The sequence below is a fragment of the Paraburkholderia youngii genome, from assembly GCF_013366925.1.
Classification (GTDB): Bacteria; Pseudomonadota; Gammaproteobacteria; order Burkholderiales; family Burkholderiaceae; genus Paraburkholderia; species Paraburkholderia youngii.
Map to the genome: position 1 here is coordinate 6,511,692 of NZ_JAALDK010000001.1, position 15,707 is coordinate 6,527,398.

Annotated in this window: 15 protein-coding genes; 10 read left to right on the top strand and 5 right to left on the bottom strand. The window is 65.8% G+C overall.

Features of this window, described 5'->3' with window-relative positions:
- Positions 1-6 precede the first annotated feature (6 nt).
- The 6 genes from G5S42_RS29650 to G5S42_RS29675 all read left to right on the top strand — a co-directional run bounded on the left by G5S42_RS29650 (position 7) and on the right by G5S42_RS29675 (position 8,647).
- Positions 7-1,323: a DUF3443 domain-containing protein gene (locus G5S42_RS29650; RefSeq protein ID WP_176109976.1), complete on the top strand. Its 1,317-nt coding sequence runs from the start codon at positions 7-9 to the stop codon at positions 1,321-1,323.
- Between the two features lie 175 nt (positions 1,324-1,498).
- A complete protein-coding gene (gene flhB, locus G5S42_RS29655; RefSeq protein WP_176109977.1) occupies positions 1,499-2,734 on the top strand; it encodes a flagellar biosynthesis protein FlhB in 1,236 nt (411 codons plus the stop codon).
- Positions 2,731-4,833: a flagellar biosynthesis protein FlhA gene (flhA, locus tag G5S42_RS29660; RefSeq protein ID WP_176109978.1), complete on the top strand. Its 2,103-nt coding sequence runs from the start codon at positions 2,731-2,733 to the stop codon at positions 4,831-4,833. Before flhB ends, flhA begins: the two co-directional genes overlap by 4 nt.
- A 249-nt stretch (positions 4,834-5,082) precedes the next feature.
- Positions 5,083-7,020, top strand: a complete 1,938-nt coding sequence (gene flhF, locus G5S42_RS29665; protein WP_176109979.1) for a flagellar biosynthesis GTPase FlhF — start codon at positions 5,083-5,085, stop codon at positions 7,018-7,020.
- A complete protein-coding gene (locus tag G5S42_RS29670; RefSeq protein ID WP_176109980.1) occupies positions 7,013-7,882 on the top strand; it encodes a MinD/ParA family ATP-binding protein in 870 nt (289 codons plus the stop codon). Before flhF ends, G5S42_RS29670 begins: the two co-directional genes overlap by 8 nt.
- A gap of 30 nt (positions 7,883-7,912) precedes the next feature.
- Positions 7,913-8,647, top strand: a complete 735-nt coding sequence (locus G5S42_RS29675; protein ID WP_013090888.1) for an RNA polymerase sigma factor FliA — start codon at positions 7,913-7,915, stop codon at positions 8,645-8,647.
- Between the two features lie 94 nt (positions 8,648-8,741).
- On the opposite strand, the gene G5S42_RS29680 is transcribed toward G5S42_RS29675, so the two are convergent.
- The 5 genes from G5S42_RS29680 to flgA form a co-directional block, all read right to left on the bottom strand.
- Entirely contained in the window at positions 8,742-9,152 is a 411-nt protein-coding gene (locus tag G5S42_RS29680; RefSeq protein ID WP_176109981.1) for a type II toxin-antitoxin system HicB family antitoxin, read from the bottom strand.
- The gene (locus G5S42_RS29685; protein ID WP_176109982.1) at positions 9,149-9,331 is read right to left on the bottom strand and encodes a type II toxin-antitoxin system HicA family toxin; all 183 of its coding nucleotides are present in this window, start codon (positions 9,329-9,331) and stop codon (positions 9,149-9,151) included. Before G5S42_RS29685 ends, G5S42_RS29680 begins: the two co-directional genes overlap by 4 nt.
- Positions 9,332-9,621: 290 nt before the next feature.
- Complete coding sequence (locus G5S42_RS29690) at positions 9,622-10,068, bottom strand: flagellar protein FlgN (protein WP_176109983.1); 447 nt, start codon at positions 10,066-10,068, stop codon at positions 9,622-9,624.
- A 94-nt stretch (positions 10,069-10,162) separates the two neighbouring features.
- Positions 10,163-10,522 (bottom strand): flagellar biosynthesis anti-sigma factor FlgM, encoded by a 360-nt coding sequence (gene flgM, locus G5S42_RS29695; protein ID WP_176109984.1) that lies wholly within the window; start codon positions 10,520-10,522, stop codon positions 10,163-10,165.
- A 127-nt stretch (positions 10,523-10,649) separates the two neighbouring features.
- The gene (flgA, locus tag G5S42_RS29700; RefSeq protein WP_176109985.1) at positions 10,650-12,137 is read right to left on the bottom strand and encodes a flagellar basal body P-ring formation chaperone FlgA; all 1,488 of its coding nucleotides are present in this window, start codon (positions 12,135-12,137) and stop codon (positions 10,650-10,652) included.
- Positions 12,138-12,357: 220 nt separating this feature from the next.
- On the opposite strand from flgA, the gene flgB reads away from it, so the two are divergent.
- The 4 genes from flgB to G5S42_RS29720 all read left to right on the top strand — a co-directional run bounded on the left by flgB (position 12,358) and on the right by G5S42_RS29720 (position 15,691).
- Positions 12,358-12,858: a flagellar basal body rod protein FlgB gene (flgB, locus tag G5S42_RS29705; RefSeq protein WP_176109986.1), complete on the top strand. Its 501-nt coding sequence runs from the start codon at positions 12,358-12,360 to the stop codon at positions 12,856-12,858.
- A 128-nt stretch (positions 12,859-12,986) separates the two neighbouring features.
- On the top strand, positions 12,987-13,412 hold the full coding sequence (gene flgC / locus G5S42_RS29710) for a flagellar basal body rod protein FlgC (RefSeq protein ID WP_013090881.1): 426 nt from the start codon (positions 12,987-12,989) through the stop codon (positions 13,410-13,412).
- 10 nt (positions 13,413-13,422) lie between these two features.
- Complete coding sequence (locus tag G5S42_RS29715) at positions 13,423-14,133, top strand: flagellar hook assembly protein FlgD (protein ID WP_176109987.1); 711 nt, start codon at positions 13,423-13,425, stop codon at positions 14,131-14,133.
- A gap of 43 nt (positions 14,134-14,176) precedes the next feature.
- Positions 14,177-15,691, top strand: coding sequence for a flagellar hook protein FlgE (locus G5S42_RS29720; protein ID WP_176109988.1), 1,515 nt, complete (start codon positions 14,177-14,179; stop codon positions 15,689-15,691).
- Positions 15,692-15,707: the final 16 nt, after the last annotated feature.

The window sequence follows — 15,707 nt, forward strand, 5'->3', positions numbered from 1 at the left end:
ACGACGATGCGAATCATGCTCACGACCGCGAATCTGAAAGGCTGGATGCAGGCCATGGTTGCCGTGCTGCTGACGGCGACGCTCGTTGCCTGCGGAGGTGGCGGCAGCGATGACAACTCCGGCTCCAACAATGGCGGCGGCACGTCGAACGGACTGAACGGCGGTTCGCTGCCGCCCAGCCCGACCCAGCAGCCGATTTCCGCGAACGCGTCGAACACGGTGCCGATCACGGTTGGCCGCGGCGCGGCCGGTGTCATCAACATCCCGACCGTCAGCGTGACGATCTGCGCGCCGGGCTCGACCACCAACTGCCAGACCATCAACAACATCCAGCTCGACACCGGCTCGTTCGGCTTGCGCGTGGTCAGCTCGGTGCTCAATTCGACGCTGCTGGGCGCGCTGCCAAACAGCACACTCGGCAGCGGCGGCCCGCAACTCGCCGAGTGCGCGACGTTCGCGGACGGCTTCACGTGGGGCTCGGTGCGCACCGCGCTCGTGACGATCGGCGGTGAAACGACGACCGGCGCCATCCCGCTGCAGATCATCGGCGACAAGCCCACGAGCACGGTACCCACGAGCGGCTGCGGCAGCGGTTCGCCCCAAAACACGGTCAGCGATCTGGGCGCCAACGGCATTCTCGGCGTCGGCACCGCGCTGACCGATTGCGGCGCGACCTGTGCGAACCCGGCGACCGCGGCGACCTACAGCAACTACTTCGCCTGCCCGAACGGCACGTCGTGCACGCGCACCGCGGTGCCGATCAACCAACAGGTGGCCAACCCGGTCGCGAACTTCCCGCTCGACAACAACGGCGTGATCGTACAGATGGCGCCCGTGTCGAACTTCGGGCAGGCGTCGGCGACCGGCACGCTGGTGTTCGGCATCGGCACACAGGGGAACAACCCGCTTGCGGCCGCGCAGGTCTTCACGACCGGCCCATTCGGCGATCTCGACAACAGCAGCTTCAACGGCGCGACGGTCCAGGCGTTCCTCGATTCCGGCTCGAACGGCTATTTCTTCACCGATGGCTCGATCACGCTGTGCGGCAGCCAGTTCCCGGGCTTCTATTGCCCGTCGTCGGCGCAAACCCGCACGGTCACGCTGGTAGGATTGAACAAGGTGTCGGCGGTCGCGAGCGTGGGCATTCTGAGTGCGCAGACGCTGTTCGCGAACGGCAGCAACTTCGCGTTCAACAACCTCGCCGGTCAGATCAGCGGCAACGCCAGCTTCGACCTCGGTCTGCCGTTCTTCTACGGCCGCCACGTGTACTACCACCTCGATCAGACCGCGAGCGGCGGTCCCTCCCCGTTCGTCGGCTACTGAGGCCGCACGTCTATCCGATACCGGACGGCGCGCGTGAGACACGCGCGAGCCGTCCGGTCATCTGTCGAAATACCCCCGTTTCTCCTCCTTTATCCGCCGATCAGCGCTTGCGTCGAGCAGGAATAATCGCTCTCACTGGAAAGAGGCGCCGTGCCTCGGCCGACTGGAGAGCTTTGTGGCAGAGGACAGCGACCTCGAAAAAACCGAATCAGCCACCCCTCGGCGCCTGCAGAAGGCGCGCGAGGAGGGGCAGATCGTGCGTTCTCGGGAGCTGTCGACCTTCGCGCTGCTCGCGGCCGGGTTCTACGGTGTATGGGGCATGTCGGGCAACATCGGCGAGCATTTGCAGAACATGGTGCGGGCGTCGCTGATGTTCAACCACGCGAGCGTGTTCGACACCAACCGCATGCTGATCGGCGCGGGCACTGCGAGTCGCGAAGGGCTGTACGCGCTCGTGCCGGTACTCGGCGTCACCGGACTGGCCGCGCTGCTCGCACCGATGGCGCTGGGCGGCTGGCAGCTGTCGGCGAAGGGGCTCGAACCCAAGTTCAACCGGCTGAACCCGATCGAGGGCTTCGGCCGCATGTTTTCGATCAACGGACCGATCCAGCTCGGCATGTCGCTCGCGAAGACGCTGGTGGTGGGCCTGATCGGCGGCACGGCGATCTGGAATCGCCACGAGGAATTCCTCGCGCTCGCGACACAGCCGCTCGAAGTCGCGCTCGCCAACTCCATGCATCTGATCGCGGTGTGCTGCGGCATGACGGTGGCCGGCATGTTCGCGGTGGCCGCGCTCGACGTGCCGTATCAGCTGTGGTCGTTCCACAAGAAGCTGCGCATGACGAAGGAAGAAGTGAAGCGTGAGCATCGCGAGAGCGAAGGCGATCCGCACATCAAGGGCAAGATTCGCCAGCAGCAGCGCGCGATCGCGCGGCGCCGCATGATGGCGCAAGTGCCGAAGGCCGACGTGGTCGTGACGAACCCGACGCACTTCGCGGTCGCGCTGCAATACACGGACGGCGAGATGCGCGCGCCGAAGGTGGTCGCCAAGGGCGTGAACCTCGTGGCCGCACGGATTCGCGAGATCGCCACCGAAAACAACGTGCCGCTGCTCGAAGCGCCGCCGCTCGCAAGGGCGCTGTATCACAACGTCGATCTGAATCGCGAGATTCCGGGGCCGCTCTATGGCGCGGTCGCCGAAGTGCTCGCGTGGGTCTATCAGCTGCGCCGCTTCAAGGCCGAAGGCGGCGACGTGCCGCTCGCGCCGACCGAACTCGACGTGCCGCCGGAACTCGACAAGGGCGCCGTGTCGGACCAGGACGCCGCCGAAGAAGCCGCCGACACGCTGAACCCGACCGCCGACAACGCCAACGACGCTACTAGCGGCGACAACAACGGAGCCTCCGCATGAACGCTCGCGCCGGTTTCCTCGCCCGACGGCCGGATGCGCTGAGCAGCACCAACCTGCGCGCCCTCGCCGGGCCGGTGCTGATCTGCATGATCCTCGGCATGATGATTCTGCCGTTGCCGCCGTTCCTGCTTGATCTGCTGTTCACGTTCAACATCGCGCTGTCGGTGATGGTGCTGCTCGTCAGCATGTACACGATGAAGCCGCTCGACTTCGCGGCGTTCCCGAGCGTGCTGCTGTTCTCGACGCTGCTGCGGCTGTCGCTGAACGTCGCCTCGACGCGGATCGTGCTGCTCGAAGGCCATACCGGTCCCGATGCGGCCGGCCAGGTGATCGAGTCGTTCGGCCACTTCCTCGTGGGCGGCAACTTCGCGGTCGGTATCGTCGTGTTCGTGATCCTGATGGTGATCAACTTCATGGTGATCACGAAGGGCGCGGGGCGGATCGCCGAAGTGTCCGCACGCTTCACGCTCGACGCGATGCCCGGCAAGCAGATGGCGATCGACGCCGATCTGAACGCCGGCCTCATCAACGAAGAGCAGGCGCGCAAGCGCCGCACGGAAATCTCGCAGGAAGCCGAGTTCTACGGCTCGATGGACGGTGCGAGCAAGTTCGTGCGCGGCGATGCGATCGCCGGTCTGCTGATCATGGTGATCAACATCATCGGCGGGCTGATCGTCGGGATGGTCCAGCACGACATGAGCTTTGCCGCGGCGGGCAAGAACTACACCCTGCTGACGATCGGCGACGGCCTCGTCGCGCAGATTCCGTCGCTGGTGATTTCGACGGCGGCTGGCGTGATCGTGTCGCGCGTCGCGACCAACGAGGACATCGGCACGCAGCTGACCGGGCAGCTCTTCACCAACCCGCGCGTGCTGATGATCACGGGCTGCATTCTCGTGCTGATGGGCCTGATCCCGGGCATGCCGCACTTCGCTTTCCTGATTCTGGGCGGCGGCCTGATCCAGCTCGGCCGCACGATGAAGAAGCGCAACGAGGAGCGCAAGAACGCGCCGGCGCTCGTCGACGTCGCGCCGGCCGCGCTCGCGCCGGTCGAAAACGCCGAGGCGAGCTGGGACGACGTGACGATGATCGACACGCTCGGCCTCGAAGTCGGCTACCGGCTGATTCCGCTCGTCGACAAGAACTCGGACGGCGAGCTGCTCAAGCGGATCAAGAGCATCCGCAAGAAGTTCGCGCAGGAAATCGGCTTCTTGCCGCCGGTCATTCATATCCGCGACAACCTCGAATTGCGGCCAAACGGTTATCGGATCGCGTTGAAGGGCGTCGAGGTCGGTTCGGGCGAGGCGTACCCGGGCCAGTGGCTCGCGATCAACCCGGGCCAGGTATCGGCCGCGCTGCCGGGCACGCCGACCCAGGACCCGGCGTTCGGCCTTCCCGCGATCTGGATCGATACGAACCTGCGCGAGCAGGCGCAGGTATACGGCTACACGGTCGTCGATTCGAGCACGGTGGTCGCGACGCACCTGAATCACCTCGTCGTCACGCACGCGTCGGAGCTGCTGGGCCGCCGCGAGGTGCAGTCGCTGGTCGAGCGGATGCAGAAGGACACGGCGTCGCTGGTCGACGATCTGGTGCCGAAGATGCTGCCGCTCACCACGCTGCAAAAGGTGTTGCAGAACCTGCTCGAAGAAGGCGTGCCGATCCGCGACATGCGCACGATCCTCGAAGCGCTCGCCGAGCACGCGACCAAGATCACCGACCCGCACGACCTGACCGCCGCGGTGCGCCTCGCGCTGGGTCGCGCGATCACGCAGCAGTGGTTCCCCGGCACCGCCGACATGCAGGTGATGGGCCTCGACGCGAACCTCGAACGGGTGCTGTCGCAGGCGCTCTCGACCGGACCGAACCCGGGTCTCGAACCGGGTCTCGCGAACACGCTGCTCACCGAAACGCAGAAGGCGATGATGCGTCAGCAGAATCTCGGCCTCGCACCGGTGCTGCTCGTGCAGCACGCGTTGCGGCCGATGCTCGCGCGCTTCCTGCGCCGCAGCCTGCCGCAGCTGAAGGTGCTGTCGTATGCGGAAGTGCCCGATACGCGCAACGTCAAGGTGGTGAACCTGATCGGCGCACAGGGCTGACGCAGGCCGCTCGCTCGTGACTGTCCATACGACGAAAACCGGCGCTCCAGTGGGGCGCCGGTTTTCGTTTGCACGCGCCTTTCAGCGCTCGTCGAACGGTGTGTCTGCCGTGTGTCCATCGCGCGAATTGCCCGCCTTTAACGGTCTTTATCCATCGATCGTGGCCCGACGCGTTTCGCAATAATTGATCGCAATGGGAGGCGGTGTATTGCCGGTCCTTCAGTCCGTATACCTCATCGGGGGTCCAGCTTGAACATTCGTAAATTTGTCGGTGCTACCAGTCGCGATGCATTGCGTCTCGTTCGCGAAGCACTTGGCGCCGATGCGGTCGTGCTGTCGAATCGGACGATGGACGACGGCAGCGTCGAAATCGTCGCGCTCGCCGATAGCGATCTTGCCGCGATCGCGCCGAAAGCGCGAGAAGGCGCGGCATCGACGGCGGCCCCGCGCGGCTTGTCCGCGACGCCGATGAATCCGTATGCAAGCGCCATGCCGGACGTGTTTTCGTCGGTGTTCGGCGCGAGCCCGGAAGCGGGTGCCGAAGCGATGCCGGCGAGCGAGCCGGCGAATGCGGCCGCGGATTCGATGGGCGGCTCGGCGAACAAGACGGCGCTCAATTCGGCGCTCAATTCTGCGGTCGGCCAGGCGGCCGACATGCTGTCCGCGACTGAAGCAGCGCCGGCCTCGTTGCCCGGCAGCTCGCCAGTTGGCCCGGCGATGCTGGCAACGAGCGGCGCGTCCGCGCCCGTCGCAAGCCAGCCCGCTTCCGCCGCGCCTTCCGGCGCGAGCGCCCGCGCCGCATCCACGCGCCTGTCGAAAGACATCCGCGCGGATCTGCTGAAAGCCGCCGGCGTGCCGCTACCGCCGGCCGTCGCATCGAGCGAGGCCGCCGCGCCGCGCACGATGGCCGAATCGAATCCGTGGCTCATCGATCACGCGCGCCGCATCGCGGCCGAGCAGCAGCAACAACAAGACGGCCAATACAGCGCGCGTCCCGCCGCAATGACGCCCGCCGTCGCGACCGCCAAAGGCCTCGGCAACGCGGTCGACGCGCGGCCGGTGATCGACACGCCCGACTGGGCGCGCGAAGCCGCCGAAGTCGCCGCGCGCCGCACCGCGCAGAAGATCGCGCCGGCGTCCTCCAGCGACGAGGGCCGCACGCCGGCCGCCGTCGCCGAAGCGATCAAGGGGCGTATGGAGCAGGTCGTCAAGGACACCGTGATGAACGAGCTGTCGTCGATCCGCGACATGATGGAAGAGCAATTCGCGGGTCTGCTGTGGGGTGATCGACAGCGCCGCAGTCCGGCACGCGCCGCGCTCACCAAGCATCTGTTCGCCGCGGGCTTTTCCGCGCAGCTCGTGCAGATGCTGGTCGACAACATGCCCGAAGCCGTCGACACGATGGACGGCGGCATGGACTGGGTGCGCTCGGTGCTCGAATCGAACCTCCCGGTGATGGAGAACGAAGACGCGCTGATGGAGCGCGGCGGCGTGTTCGCGCTGATGGGGCCGACCGGCGTCGGCAAGACGACGACCACCGCGAAGCTCGCCGCGCGCTGCGTGATGCGCTTCGGCGCGAGCAAGGTGGCGCTGCTGACGACCGACAGCTACCGCATCGGCGGTCACGAACAGCTGCGCATCTTCGGCAAGATTCTCGGTGTTTCGGTGCACGCGGTGAAGGACAGCGCCGATCTGCAACTCGCGCTCTCGGAATTGCGCAACAAGCACATCGTGCTGATCGACACGATCGGCATGAGTCAGCGCGACCGCCTCGTGTCCGAGCAGATCGCGATGCTGAGTCGCGCCGGCCAGCCGGTGCAGCGTCTGTTGCTGCTCAACGCGACGAGCCACGGCGACACGTTGAACGAAGTCGTGCAGGCCTATCAGCGCGCGCCGGACCAGCAGCCGCTCGCCGGCTGCATCCTGACCAAGCTCGACGAAGCGACCAACCTCGGCGGCGTGCTGGATACGGTGATCCGCTACAAGCTGCCGGTGCATTACGTATCGACCGGACAGAAGGTGCCGGAGAACCTGTACGTCGCGACGAAGAAATTCCTGATCAAGAGCACCTTCTGCATTCCGCGCGACAACTCGCCGTTCGTGCCGCACGACGACGACATCCCCGCTTTGCTGTCCTCGCTTTCCGCACGTTCGACGGCCGAGCTGCACGAGGTTCGCTTTGGATAAGTTCGGTTCAGATCAAGCCGAAGGGTTACGGCGGCTGCTCGCGCGCGGCGGTGCGCGCGTGATCGCGTTGGCGGGTGCGTCGTCGGGCGTCGGCAATACGACCGCGGCGGTCAACCTCGCCGCGGCGCTCGCGCAGCAGGGCAAGGACGTGCTGGTGATCGACGAATGCGTCGGTGAGAACTCGGTGAGCGCGATGCTTGGCGGCTTGCGCGGCGCCGGCAACTTCGCGGCGGTGATGCGCGGCGACACCCCGGTCGACTTCGCCGCCGCGCGTCACGCGCTCGGATTTTCGGTGCTGGCCGCGTCGCGCAACAACCGCGAGGGGCACACGGAAGCCGAACTCAGCGTGCTGCTCGGCGGCTCGGCCGACATCGTGCTAATCGACGCGCAGCTCGACGTCGAAGGGCATTTGTCACCGCTCGCGAAGCAGGCGCACGACGTGATGATCGTCGCGCGCATGTCGGGCGAGGCGATCACCGACGCATATGCGTGCGTCAAGCGGTTGCACTACGCGCACGCGATCGGGCAGTTGCGCGTGCTCGCCAATCACGTGCAAAGCGCCAACGACGCGCAAGCCGCGTTCGCGAAGCTCGCCGGCGTGGCCGGCCGTTACCTGACCGTCGCGTTGGAATGCGCCGGCTGCATCGCGGCCGACGTGCGCATGGCGCGGGCGCTGGAGCTGTCGCGCTGTGTGGTCGACGCGTTTCCGTCGACACCGGCCGCGCGCGACTTCCGCCATCTCGCCGCCGAATTGCAGTACTGGCCGATGCGGCCAGCGATGTCGTCGCAAACGCCCTGGCGGGCGCCTGCGACAGTTACAGCGGCGCACCACGCCGACCAACCGTCCGCGCATCACGCTTAAAAGGCGTGCACGAAGGATAAGGGGAGCACGATGTACAACGCTCAGGGAAAGATTTCTCAGGCCGACGTTCTGACGAAGTACGCACCGCTCGTGCGTCGACTCGGCTTGCAGCTTGTCGCAAAAATGCCGGCGAGCGTCGATCTCGACGACCTGATCCAGGCCGGCATGATCGGCTTGCTGGACGCCGCCGGCCGCTACAAGGAAGACCAGGGCGCGCAGTTCGAGACCTATGCCAGCCAGCGGATTCGCGGCGCGATGCTCGACGAGCTGCGCAGCAACGACTGGTTGCCGCGCAGCCTGCGCCGCACCTCGCGCGAAGTGGAAACCGCGGTGCACAAGGTGGAGCAGAACCTCGGCCGCTCGGCGAGCGAGGCGGAGGTCGCCGAGCACCTGCAGATGCCGCTCGACGAATATCAGTCGATGCTGCAGGACCTGCACGGCAGCCAACTGATCTACTACGAAGACTTCGACCGCTCCGCCGACGACGAACCTTTTCTGGACCGCTACTGCGTCGATCATTCCGATCCGCTGTCGGCGCTGCTCGACGACAGCTTGCGCTCGGCGCTCATCGAAGCGATCGACCGCTTGCCGGAGCGTGAGAAGCTGCTGATGTCGCTCTACTACGAGCGCGGCATGAATCTGCGCGAGATCGGCGCGGTGATGGAAGTCAGCGAATCGCGCGTATGCCAGTTGCACAGCCAGGCGGTGGCACGCCTGCGCGCCCGGCTGCGCGAAATGGCCTGGGCGAACGCCGAAACGAACTGACGCCAACGCGGGGCAGGCCGCCGATCTTCAAGCGCTGCCGTTCACATGCGGCGGTGCGGCGATGCCGATGCACGCCGGTGCCGCCCGCCGTTGCTCAAGCGTCCGCCATCTCATGCTCGGCGGCGAGCGCGAGAAACGCCGAGCGCGACATGCCGCGCGCCTGTGCATACGCGTCGATCTCCTGCACCAGCACCTCAGGCAGCGAGATATTGATGCGAACCGCCTTCTTCAACGCCGGAATATTGCGCGTTGTCACGAAACCCCATGTGAACCCCTCGAACTCGGGATTGCGCCGATGCTCGCCGAGCGTGAGCGGCTCGGGCAGCGGCAACCCTTCGTCGAGCAAGGTTTCGAGATGCGATTCGATTGCTTCCTTCGCGTTCGCATACGCTTCTTCGAGCGTGTCGCCCGCGGAGTAGCAGCCCGGGATATCGGGCACCACGACGCCGAACGCGTGCGCGTTGTCTCCGGGTTCGATGGCGATCGGAAAGATCAGATGCTTCATTTGAGCCCCGCCTGTTTCAGAATGCTGTTCAGGGTGCCGGCCGGCAAATCTTTTTTCGGATGGGGGACAGTGACGAGCCACCGTTTTCCCGCGTGCCTGAAATGATGGTGACTGCCCGCCATGCGGACGAGCTGCCAGCCATTTGCTTGAAACAATTTGACGACCTCGGCACTGTTCATACATCATACCCTCCACCATACACACACCTACACAAATCCACCGGCAAACAAGATTTCGCCTGTCGATGCGCGGCCCCCTCGAAGTCGCGGCGCCAGTGAAACCTTGAACGAAGTCATCATTTCAACGTGATGAGGTGGACTAGCGCCAGCTAGCCGAACGGCTAACACGGCGTGGAATGCGGAGGAAGGTGGATTAACAAGCGGTGGCGAAAAATGAAAAGGCCCGTCGTCGACGGGCCCCTTCATTCATTTCGGATATTGCTCGATTGCGGCCCGGACAGGCGGGCCGATCAAAGTCCCGAATAAGCCGGAATTCGTCCGTCCGGCCCATACAGATTCGTCTTGCGCGGCACGTTGACTTGCAGCGCTTTTAGCGCGCGCTGGTTGTAGTCCATCCGCACGCGGATCAGCTCGCCGTTGTTGGTGTTGACGCGCCGAGCGCGATCCGCGGCTTTCTGCAGCAGCTTCCATTGCGTCGCGACGCGCGCGTCGGTGCTCGCCGCGAGTTCCATGCCGGACCAGCCGGTCGGGAAGCCGAGTTCGGTCAGATGTGCGTCACGCGCGGCTTCGAGCCTCGCGAGCACGCCGATGAGTTCGGTTTTCTTCTCGACGATCGCTGGCAACTGCTCCATTGGCGAGACCGCCGTCAGTGCTTTGGTTTCGAGAGTGAGGATCGAGGCGAATGCCTCGACGGTCGAATATTCTTCGATCAGGGTAGCAACCAGGGCGTCTTTCATGTCAACAACTCGCTACGCACACCGGCTCGCGAACGACGCGCGAACCGCGTTGGTCGAACGCCGCCCGGCAGGTCACCGCGCGGCGCAATGCGGATCAGTGGCCGGTCGACGAGGTTTTGTTCCGCAACAGATCGCGCGCCGTCTGTAGTACGCCGTCGGCGATCTTGCCGGAGTCGATCTGCAGCGTGCCGTCCTTGATCGCCTGCTTGATCGACTCGACCTGCGCGGTGTCGATGTCGGCCGAGCCGGAGGCCGCGAGGCTGCGCAGATGTTGCGACAGACCCGACAGGCTGACGCTCGTGTCGCCCGGCGAGCTGTTCGCGGCCGGCGCGGCCGTGCCCGTCGCGCTCGGCGTGGCGCTGGTTGCCGGCGTGGCTTCGCCGCTCTGCTGCGAACGGGACAAAGCGTCTTTCAGCGACGGCAGATTCGAAGAGGTGGTGGGATCAACTTTCACGATTGGCTTCCCTTACGATTTGATCCTGATAACGGCAACTGCTGATCAAAACTTTAGCGCAATCGCTCGACCCCGGCCCGCCAGCAGGCGGCCATCTGCCCCTTTCAATATCCGTTTGTCATTCCGCTCACATCTGGATCTCGACCGTGCCGCCGTCCTTGACGATGCCGGAGATGATCTGGCCGTTTGCGGTCTTCACACGCACTTGCTGGCCCGGCGACGCGCTGTTCATCGCGCTGCCCTCGGACGAAATCGAGAACCCGTCGCCGGCCGCGACGACCCGCACGGTCTGGCCGAACACTACCGCCGACGCGCTCTTCAGCATGTCGCGGCGCAGCGGCATGCCGCCCGAGATCCGCACCAGCGAGACCGAACCGACCGCCTGCGACGGGTCGGTGACGATCGCCTGCGGCAGGCCGGTCAGGTCGCCTTCACGCGCCACGAGGTCGGCGGCCGTGAGCACTTCGCCCGGCGCCATCGCGCGGGCGGCGAGGTAGTAGGTTGCATGCAGCGAGATGCGCGCCTGCAGATAAATGGTCCACGGGCGTTCGCCCGCGCAGCGCACGCCGACGGTGAGCCGCCCCCACAAGCGCGCGCCGCTCGGCATGAACGGTTCGAGCGACGTGCACGCGGCGAGGCCGCGCGGAAACGCGGACGCGACCGTGATGTCCACCTTGCCGGGCAGGCCGACGGCCTGCTGTTTCAGGAACGCGAGCGCGGCTGCGTGAATCGCTTCCGGGTCCTGCTGGCCTGGCAGCGGCGCGGGTTGGGCGGGCGTCGCGGCGGCAGCGGTCTGCGGCGTTCTCTGTGCGATGGCGGTGGCGGTGTTGGCAACTGGTTGGCGCGCGCCGGGCGACGTCGCGGGCACTTTCACACTGGGCAGACGCGGCGGCTGCGCGGCAGCCGCCGCGAGCGGCTTGCCATTCGCGCCGAACTCGGGCGGCTCGCCACGAGCCGCGAGAGTGTCGAAGCCATCGCCTTGCCGTGCATTGGCGGCGACCGCGGGCGAATTCGCGGCGCCGGCGGCCGCGCCCGCTTCGACGTTGACGCGCGCGACGCCCGATGCTCCCGTGCTGGCCGCCGGCGGAATCGTGACGACGCCGTTGGCGTCCGGTTTGAAGTTGGTGCGGATGATGGCCGGCGCGGCGGCTGCGGGCTCGCCCGCGCCCGGAATGACGATCGCGCCGCTTGCGCTCGCCGCACGCCCGAAGGTATCGGTGTCGCGCGACGCGGATGCGCGGCCGAGCGACTGCGCGGTCGCCGCTGCGAGCGACGCCGCCGACGCGCTGCGCTGCGCCGGCGTCTGAATCCGCTGGGCAAGATCGTTCAGCGCGGCGGGGTTGTTCTCGGCGGGCCCTGGAATCACGATCGGGCCGCTCGCATCCTGCGCCTTGGTCGTAGCCGGCAGCAACACGATGCCGCCCGCAACCCATACGGCGACGTTGATCACCACCCGCGTCAGGCAACGCGCCACGCAACGCGAGATAGAGCGCGGCAGCGGTTGCGCGAGCACGCCCTCCGAACCCTCGACACGCTCATCGGCCCCGCCGCCACCCACGCGACGCCTCGTCGTGCCGCCCGCACGCTGCGGCAAGGGGTTGGTGGGCTGGTCCATCGCGGGTCTCCATCGAATGCATCGGTACGCCTTGCATTCTAGTGAGCACCCCTCTCGCGCAAACGTTGAATAGAAGCCCCCTTTCCCGGTTATTCGTCCGATTGCCGCTTGCGCCCGACCCATAAGATGCATCACATGCAAAAAGGCCTTTGCCCCCCCGCCGCGTGTCTTTCACGATGCGCACACGGGACGGCCTTCGAAACGTTCTCGGGAGATTCCGATGCTGGACAAACTCGATGCCGAATTCGCGTTCGGCCGGCAGGCGATGGATGTGCGCGCATACCGGCAGGAACTGTTGTCGTCGAATATCGCGAACGCCGACACGCCCGGCTATAAGGCGCGCGATATCGACTTCGCGTCGTCGCTCGCCGGCGCGCTGAAGAAGACGGGCGGCAGCACCGCCGGGCAGGGCGCATCGAACAACTCGACGCTCGCGATGGCGCAGCCCGCCGGCGTGACGAGCGGCATGTCGATGAACACGACCGAGACCGGCCACATGAGCGGCAAGACCAGGCTGAGCGCGACGGGCGGCAGCCCGGACGACTACGGCAACCTGCAATACCGCATGCCGCTGCAACCGGCGCTCGACGGCAACACGGTCGACGTAGACGTCGAGCGTGTGCAGTTCGCCGACAACACGGTGCACTTCCAGTCGGGTATGACGGTCGTGTCGAGCCAGATCAAGACGATGCTGTCGGCGATCACGTCGGGCTCGTCGTAAGCCGGGCACGAGTACGCCGCGCGAGCAGGGCGCATAGCAGCTGAACACAGGCAGCATGCACGCACGAACAGAAACGCTACGGGACTTAACGTGAAGCCGGTGCGAACCGGCAGGAGAGGTCAGGAAACATGCCATCCCTGATGAATATTTTTGGTGTCGCGGGTTCCGCGATGTCGGCGCAGTCGGAGCGGCTCAACGTGACGGCGTCGAACCTCGCCAACGCGGACAGTACGACGGGCCCCGACGGCCAGCCGTACAAGGCCAAGCAGGTCATATTCGCGGTGAACCCGATCGGCGGCGCGCGCACGCGCTCCGGCCAGCAGGTCGGCGGCGTGCGGGTGACCGGCGTGGTCGACGATCCGTCGCCGATGAAGACCGCGTACGACCCCGGCAATCCGGCCGCCGACGCGAACGGCTACGTGACGCTGCCCAACGTCGACCCGGTGCAGGAGATGGTCAACATGATCTCGGCCTCGCGCTCGTACCAGGCCAACGTCGAAACGCTGAACACTGCCAAAACCCTGATGCTGAAAACGCTCACGATCGGAACCTGAGGAGAGAGTCTTGACCACCAACACCACGATCGGCAGCAACGGCACGACCGTTTCGCAGACGCTGCTCGACACCATGAACGGCACGAGCAGCACGAGCTCGACGAGCGGCACCTCGGGCACTTCGGCGTCGGACCTGCAGAACACCTTCCTGCAACTGCTCGTCGCGCAGCTGAAGAACCAGGACCCGACCAATCCGATGGACAGCTCGCAGATGACCTCGCAGCTTGCCCAGATCAGCACGGTGCAGGGCATCAGCAACCTCAATACCTCGCTGACCTCGCTGTCGACGCAGCTGTCGGCCAGCCAGCAGGCGCAGTCCGCGCTGCTGATCGGCTCGACCGTGCTCGCACCGGGCAACTCGGTCACGGTGTCGAGCGGCAAGGCGAACGAGTTCGGCGTCACGCTCGCGAATGCCGTGAGCGACCTGCAGATCGTCGTGAAGAACTCGGCCGGCACGATCGTCAACACGCTGGATCTCGGCAAGCAGTCGGCCGGCACGATTCCGGTTGGCTGGACGCCGACCGACTCGGCAGGCAACACGCTGCCCGACGGCACCTACACGATTAGCGCGACCGGCACGATCAACGGCCAGCAGGCGACGGCCACCACGCTCACCAGCGCGACGGTCCAAAGCATCGTCCAGCAGAGCAGCGGCACGCCGGGCCTCGTGCTGTCGAACGGCACGACGGTCGGCCTGACCAGCGTCGCCGCGATCCTGTAGTCCGGATCCATCCAGTTACGACTTTCCAGATACGGAGTACGTCATGAGTTATCAAACAGGTTTGAGCGGGCTGTCGGCGTCGTCGAGCGATCTCGACGTGATCGGCAACAACATCGCCAACGCCAACACCGTCGGCTTCAAGAGCGGCACCGCGGAATTCGCCGACATGTACGCCAATTCGGTCGCGACCGCGACGAGCCAGCAGATCGGCATCGGTACCAAACTCTCCGAAGTGCAGCAGCAGTTCTCGCAAGGCACGATCACGACGACCAACCAGGCGCTGAACGTCGCGATCAACGGCAACGGCTTCTACCAGCTGTCGGACAACGGCACGCTGGTCTATTCGCGCAACGGCGTGTTCCAGCTCGACAAGAACGGCTTCATCACGAACGCGCAGGGCTTGCAGCTGATGGGTTATGCGGCCAGTAGCTCGGGCATCATCAACACCGCGCAGACCGTGCCGCTGACCGTGCCGACCGCGAACATCGCGCCGCAGGCGACCACCTCGATCACCGCGGGCCTGAACCTGAACGCGCAGGACGACATCATGCTCGGCGCGCCGATCGTGACGCCCGGCGCCACGAACTCTAAACCAGGGGTGAGCACGACCGGCGCGACGATTACTAACGCGAGCGCGGGCACCAACACGGACACGTACACGATTAACTTCACCGACGCGACCCACTACACGGTCACGGTCGGGGCCGGCACGGCCGGCGCCCCGCAGACCTTCACTGCGGGCACCGCGATCACGCTCGGCAACGGCGAGAGCATCACTTTCAGCGGCACGCCGACTGCGGGTGACAGCTATACGGTTGCACCGAATCCAACCGCGTTCAACCAGGCCAGCTCGTCGACCTACAACTACTCGACGAGCACGACGGTCTACGACACGCTCGGCGGCTCGCAGACCGTCAACATGTATTTCGCGAAGACGGGCTCGGGCACGTGGAACGTGTACGCGGGCCCGTCGAACGGCACCGCGACGCTGATCGGCACGGCGAACTTCAATTCGTCGGGCACGCTGGTCAGCACGACCGACGCGACGACCGGCCTCGCCACCGCGACGCTCGGCGCGTTCACCATGTCGCTGCCGAACACCGACGGTTCGAGTACGCCGCAGAGCGTCACGCTGAACATGGCCGCCACCACGCAGTACGGCGGCAAGAACGGCGTGAACAGCCTGTCCACCAACGGCTACGCGGCGGGCCAGCTGACCAGCTTCACGGTTGGCTCTGACGGCACGCTGACCGGCAACTACTCGAACGGCCAGACCGCGGCGCTCGGCCAGATCGTGCTCGCGAACTTCGCGAATCAGAATGGCCTCGTCAACCTCGGCAACAACGAGTACGGCCAGACGTCGGCCTCCGGCGTCGCGCAGATCTCGACGCCGGGCTCGACCAATCACGGTGTGCTGCAAGGCGGCGCGGTCGAGAACTCGAACGTCGATCTGACGAGCGAGCTGGTCAACCTGATCACCGCGCAGCGCAACTATCAGGCGAACGCGCAGACGATCAAGACCCAGCAGGCCGTCGACCAGACCCTGATCAACCTGTAAGCCAACGGGACCTCTT

Excerpts from the sequence above, each read along its gene's own strand:
- G5S42_RS29650 (WP_176109976.1), top strand. The coding sequence starts at position 7 with ATGCGAATCATGCTCACGACCGCGAATCTGAAAGGCTGGATGCAGGCC.
- flhA (WP_176109978.1), top strand. The coding sequence starts at position 2,731 with ATGAACGCTCGCGCCGGTTTCCTCGCCCGACGGCCGGATGCGCTGAGC.
- G5S42_RS29675 (WP_013090888.1), top strand. The coding sequence starts at position 7,913 with ATGTACAACGCTCAGGGAAAGATTTCTCAGGCCGACGTTCTGACGAAG.
- G5S42_RS29680 (WP_176109981.1), bottom strand. The coding sequence starts at position 9,152 with ATGAAGCATCTGATCTTTCCGATCGCCATCGAACCCGGAGACAACGCG.
- G5S42_RS29685 (WP_176109982.1), bottom strand. The coding sequence starts at position 9,331 with ATGAACAGTGCCGAGGTCGTCAAATTGTTTCAAGCAAATGGCTGGCAG.
- G5S42_RS29690 (WP_176109983.1), bottom strand. The coding sequence starts at position 10,068 with ATGAAAGACGCCCTGGTTGCTACCCTGATCGAAGAATATTCGACCGTC.
- flgA (WP_176109985.1), bottom strand. The coding sequence starts at position 12,137 with ATGGACCAGCCCACCAACCCCTTGCCGCAGCGTGCGGGCGGCACGACG.
- flgB (WP_176109986.1), top strand. The coding sequence starts at position 12,358 with ATGCTGGACAAACTCGATGCCGAATTCGCGTTCGGCCGGCAGGCGATG.
- flgC (WP_013090881.1), top strand. The coding sequence starts at position 12,987 with ATGCCATCCCTGATGAATATTTTTGGTGTCGCGGGTTCCGCGATGTCG.
- G5S42_RS29720 (WP_176109988.1), top strand. The coding sequence starts at position 14,177 with ATGAGTTATCAAACAGGTTTGAGCGGGCTGTCGGCGTCGTCGAGCGAT.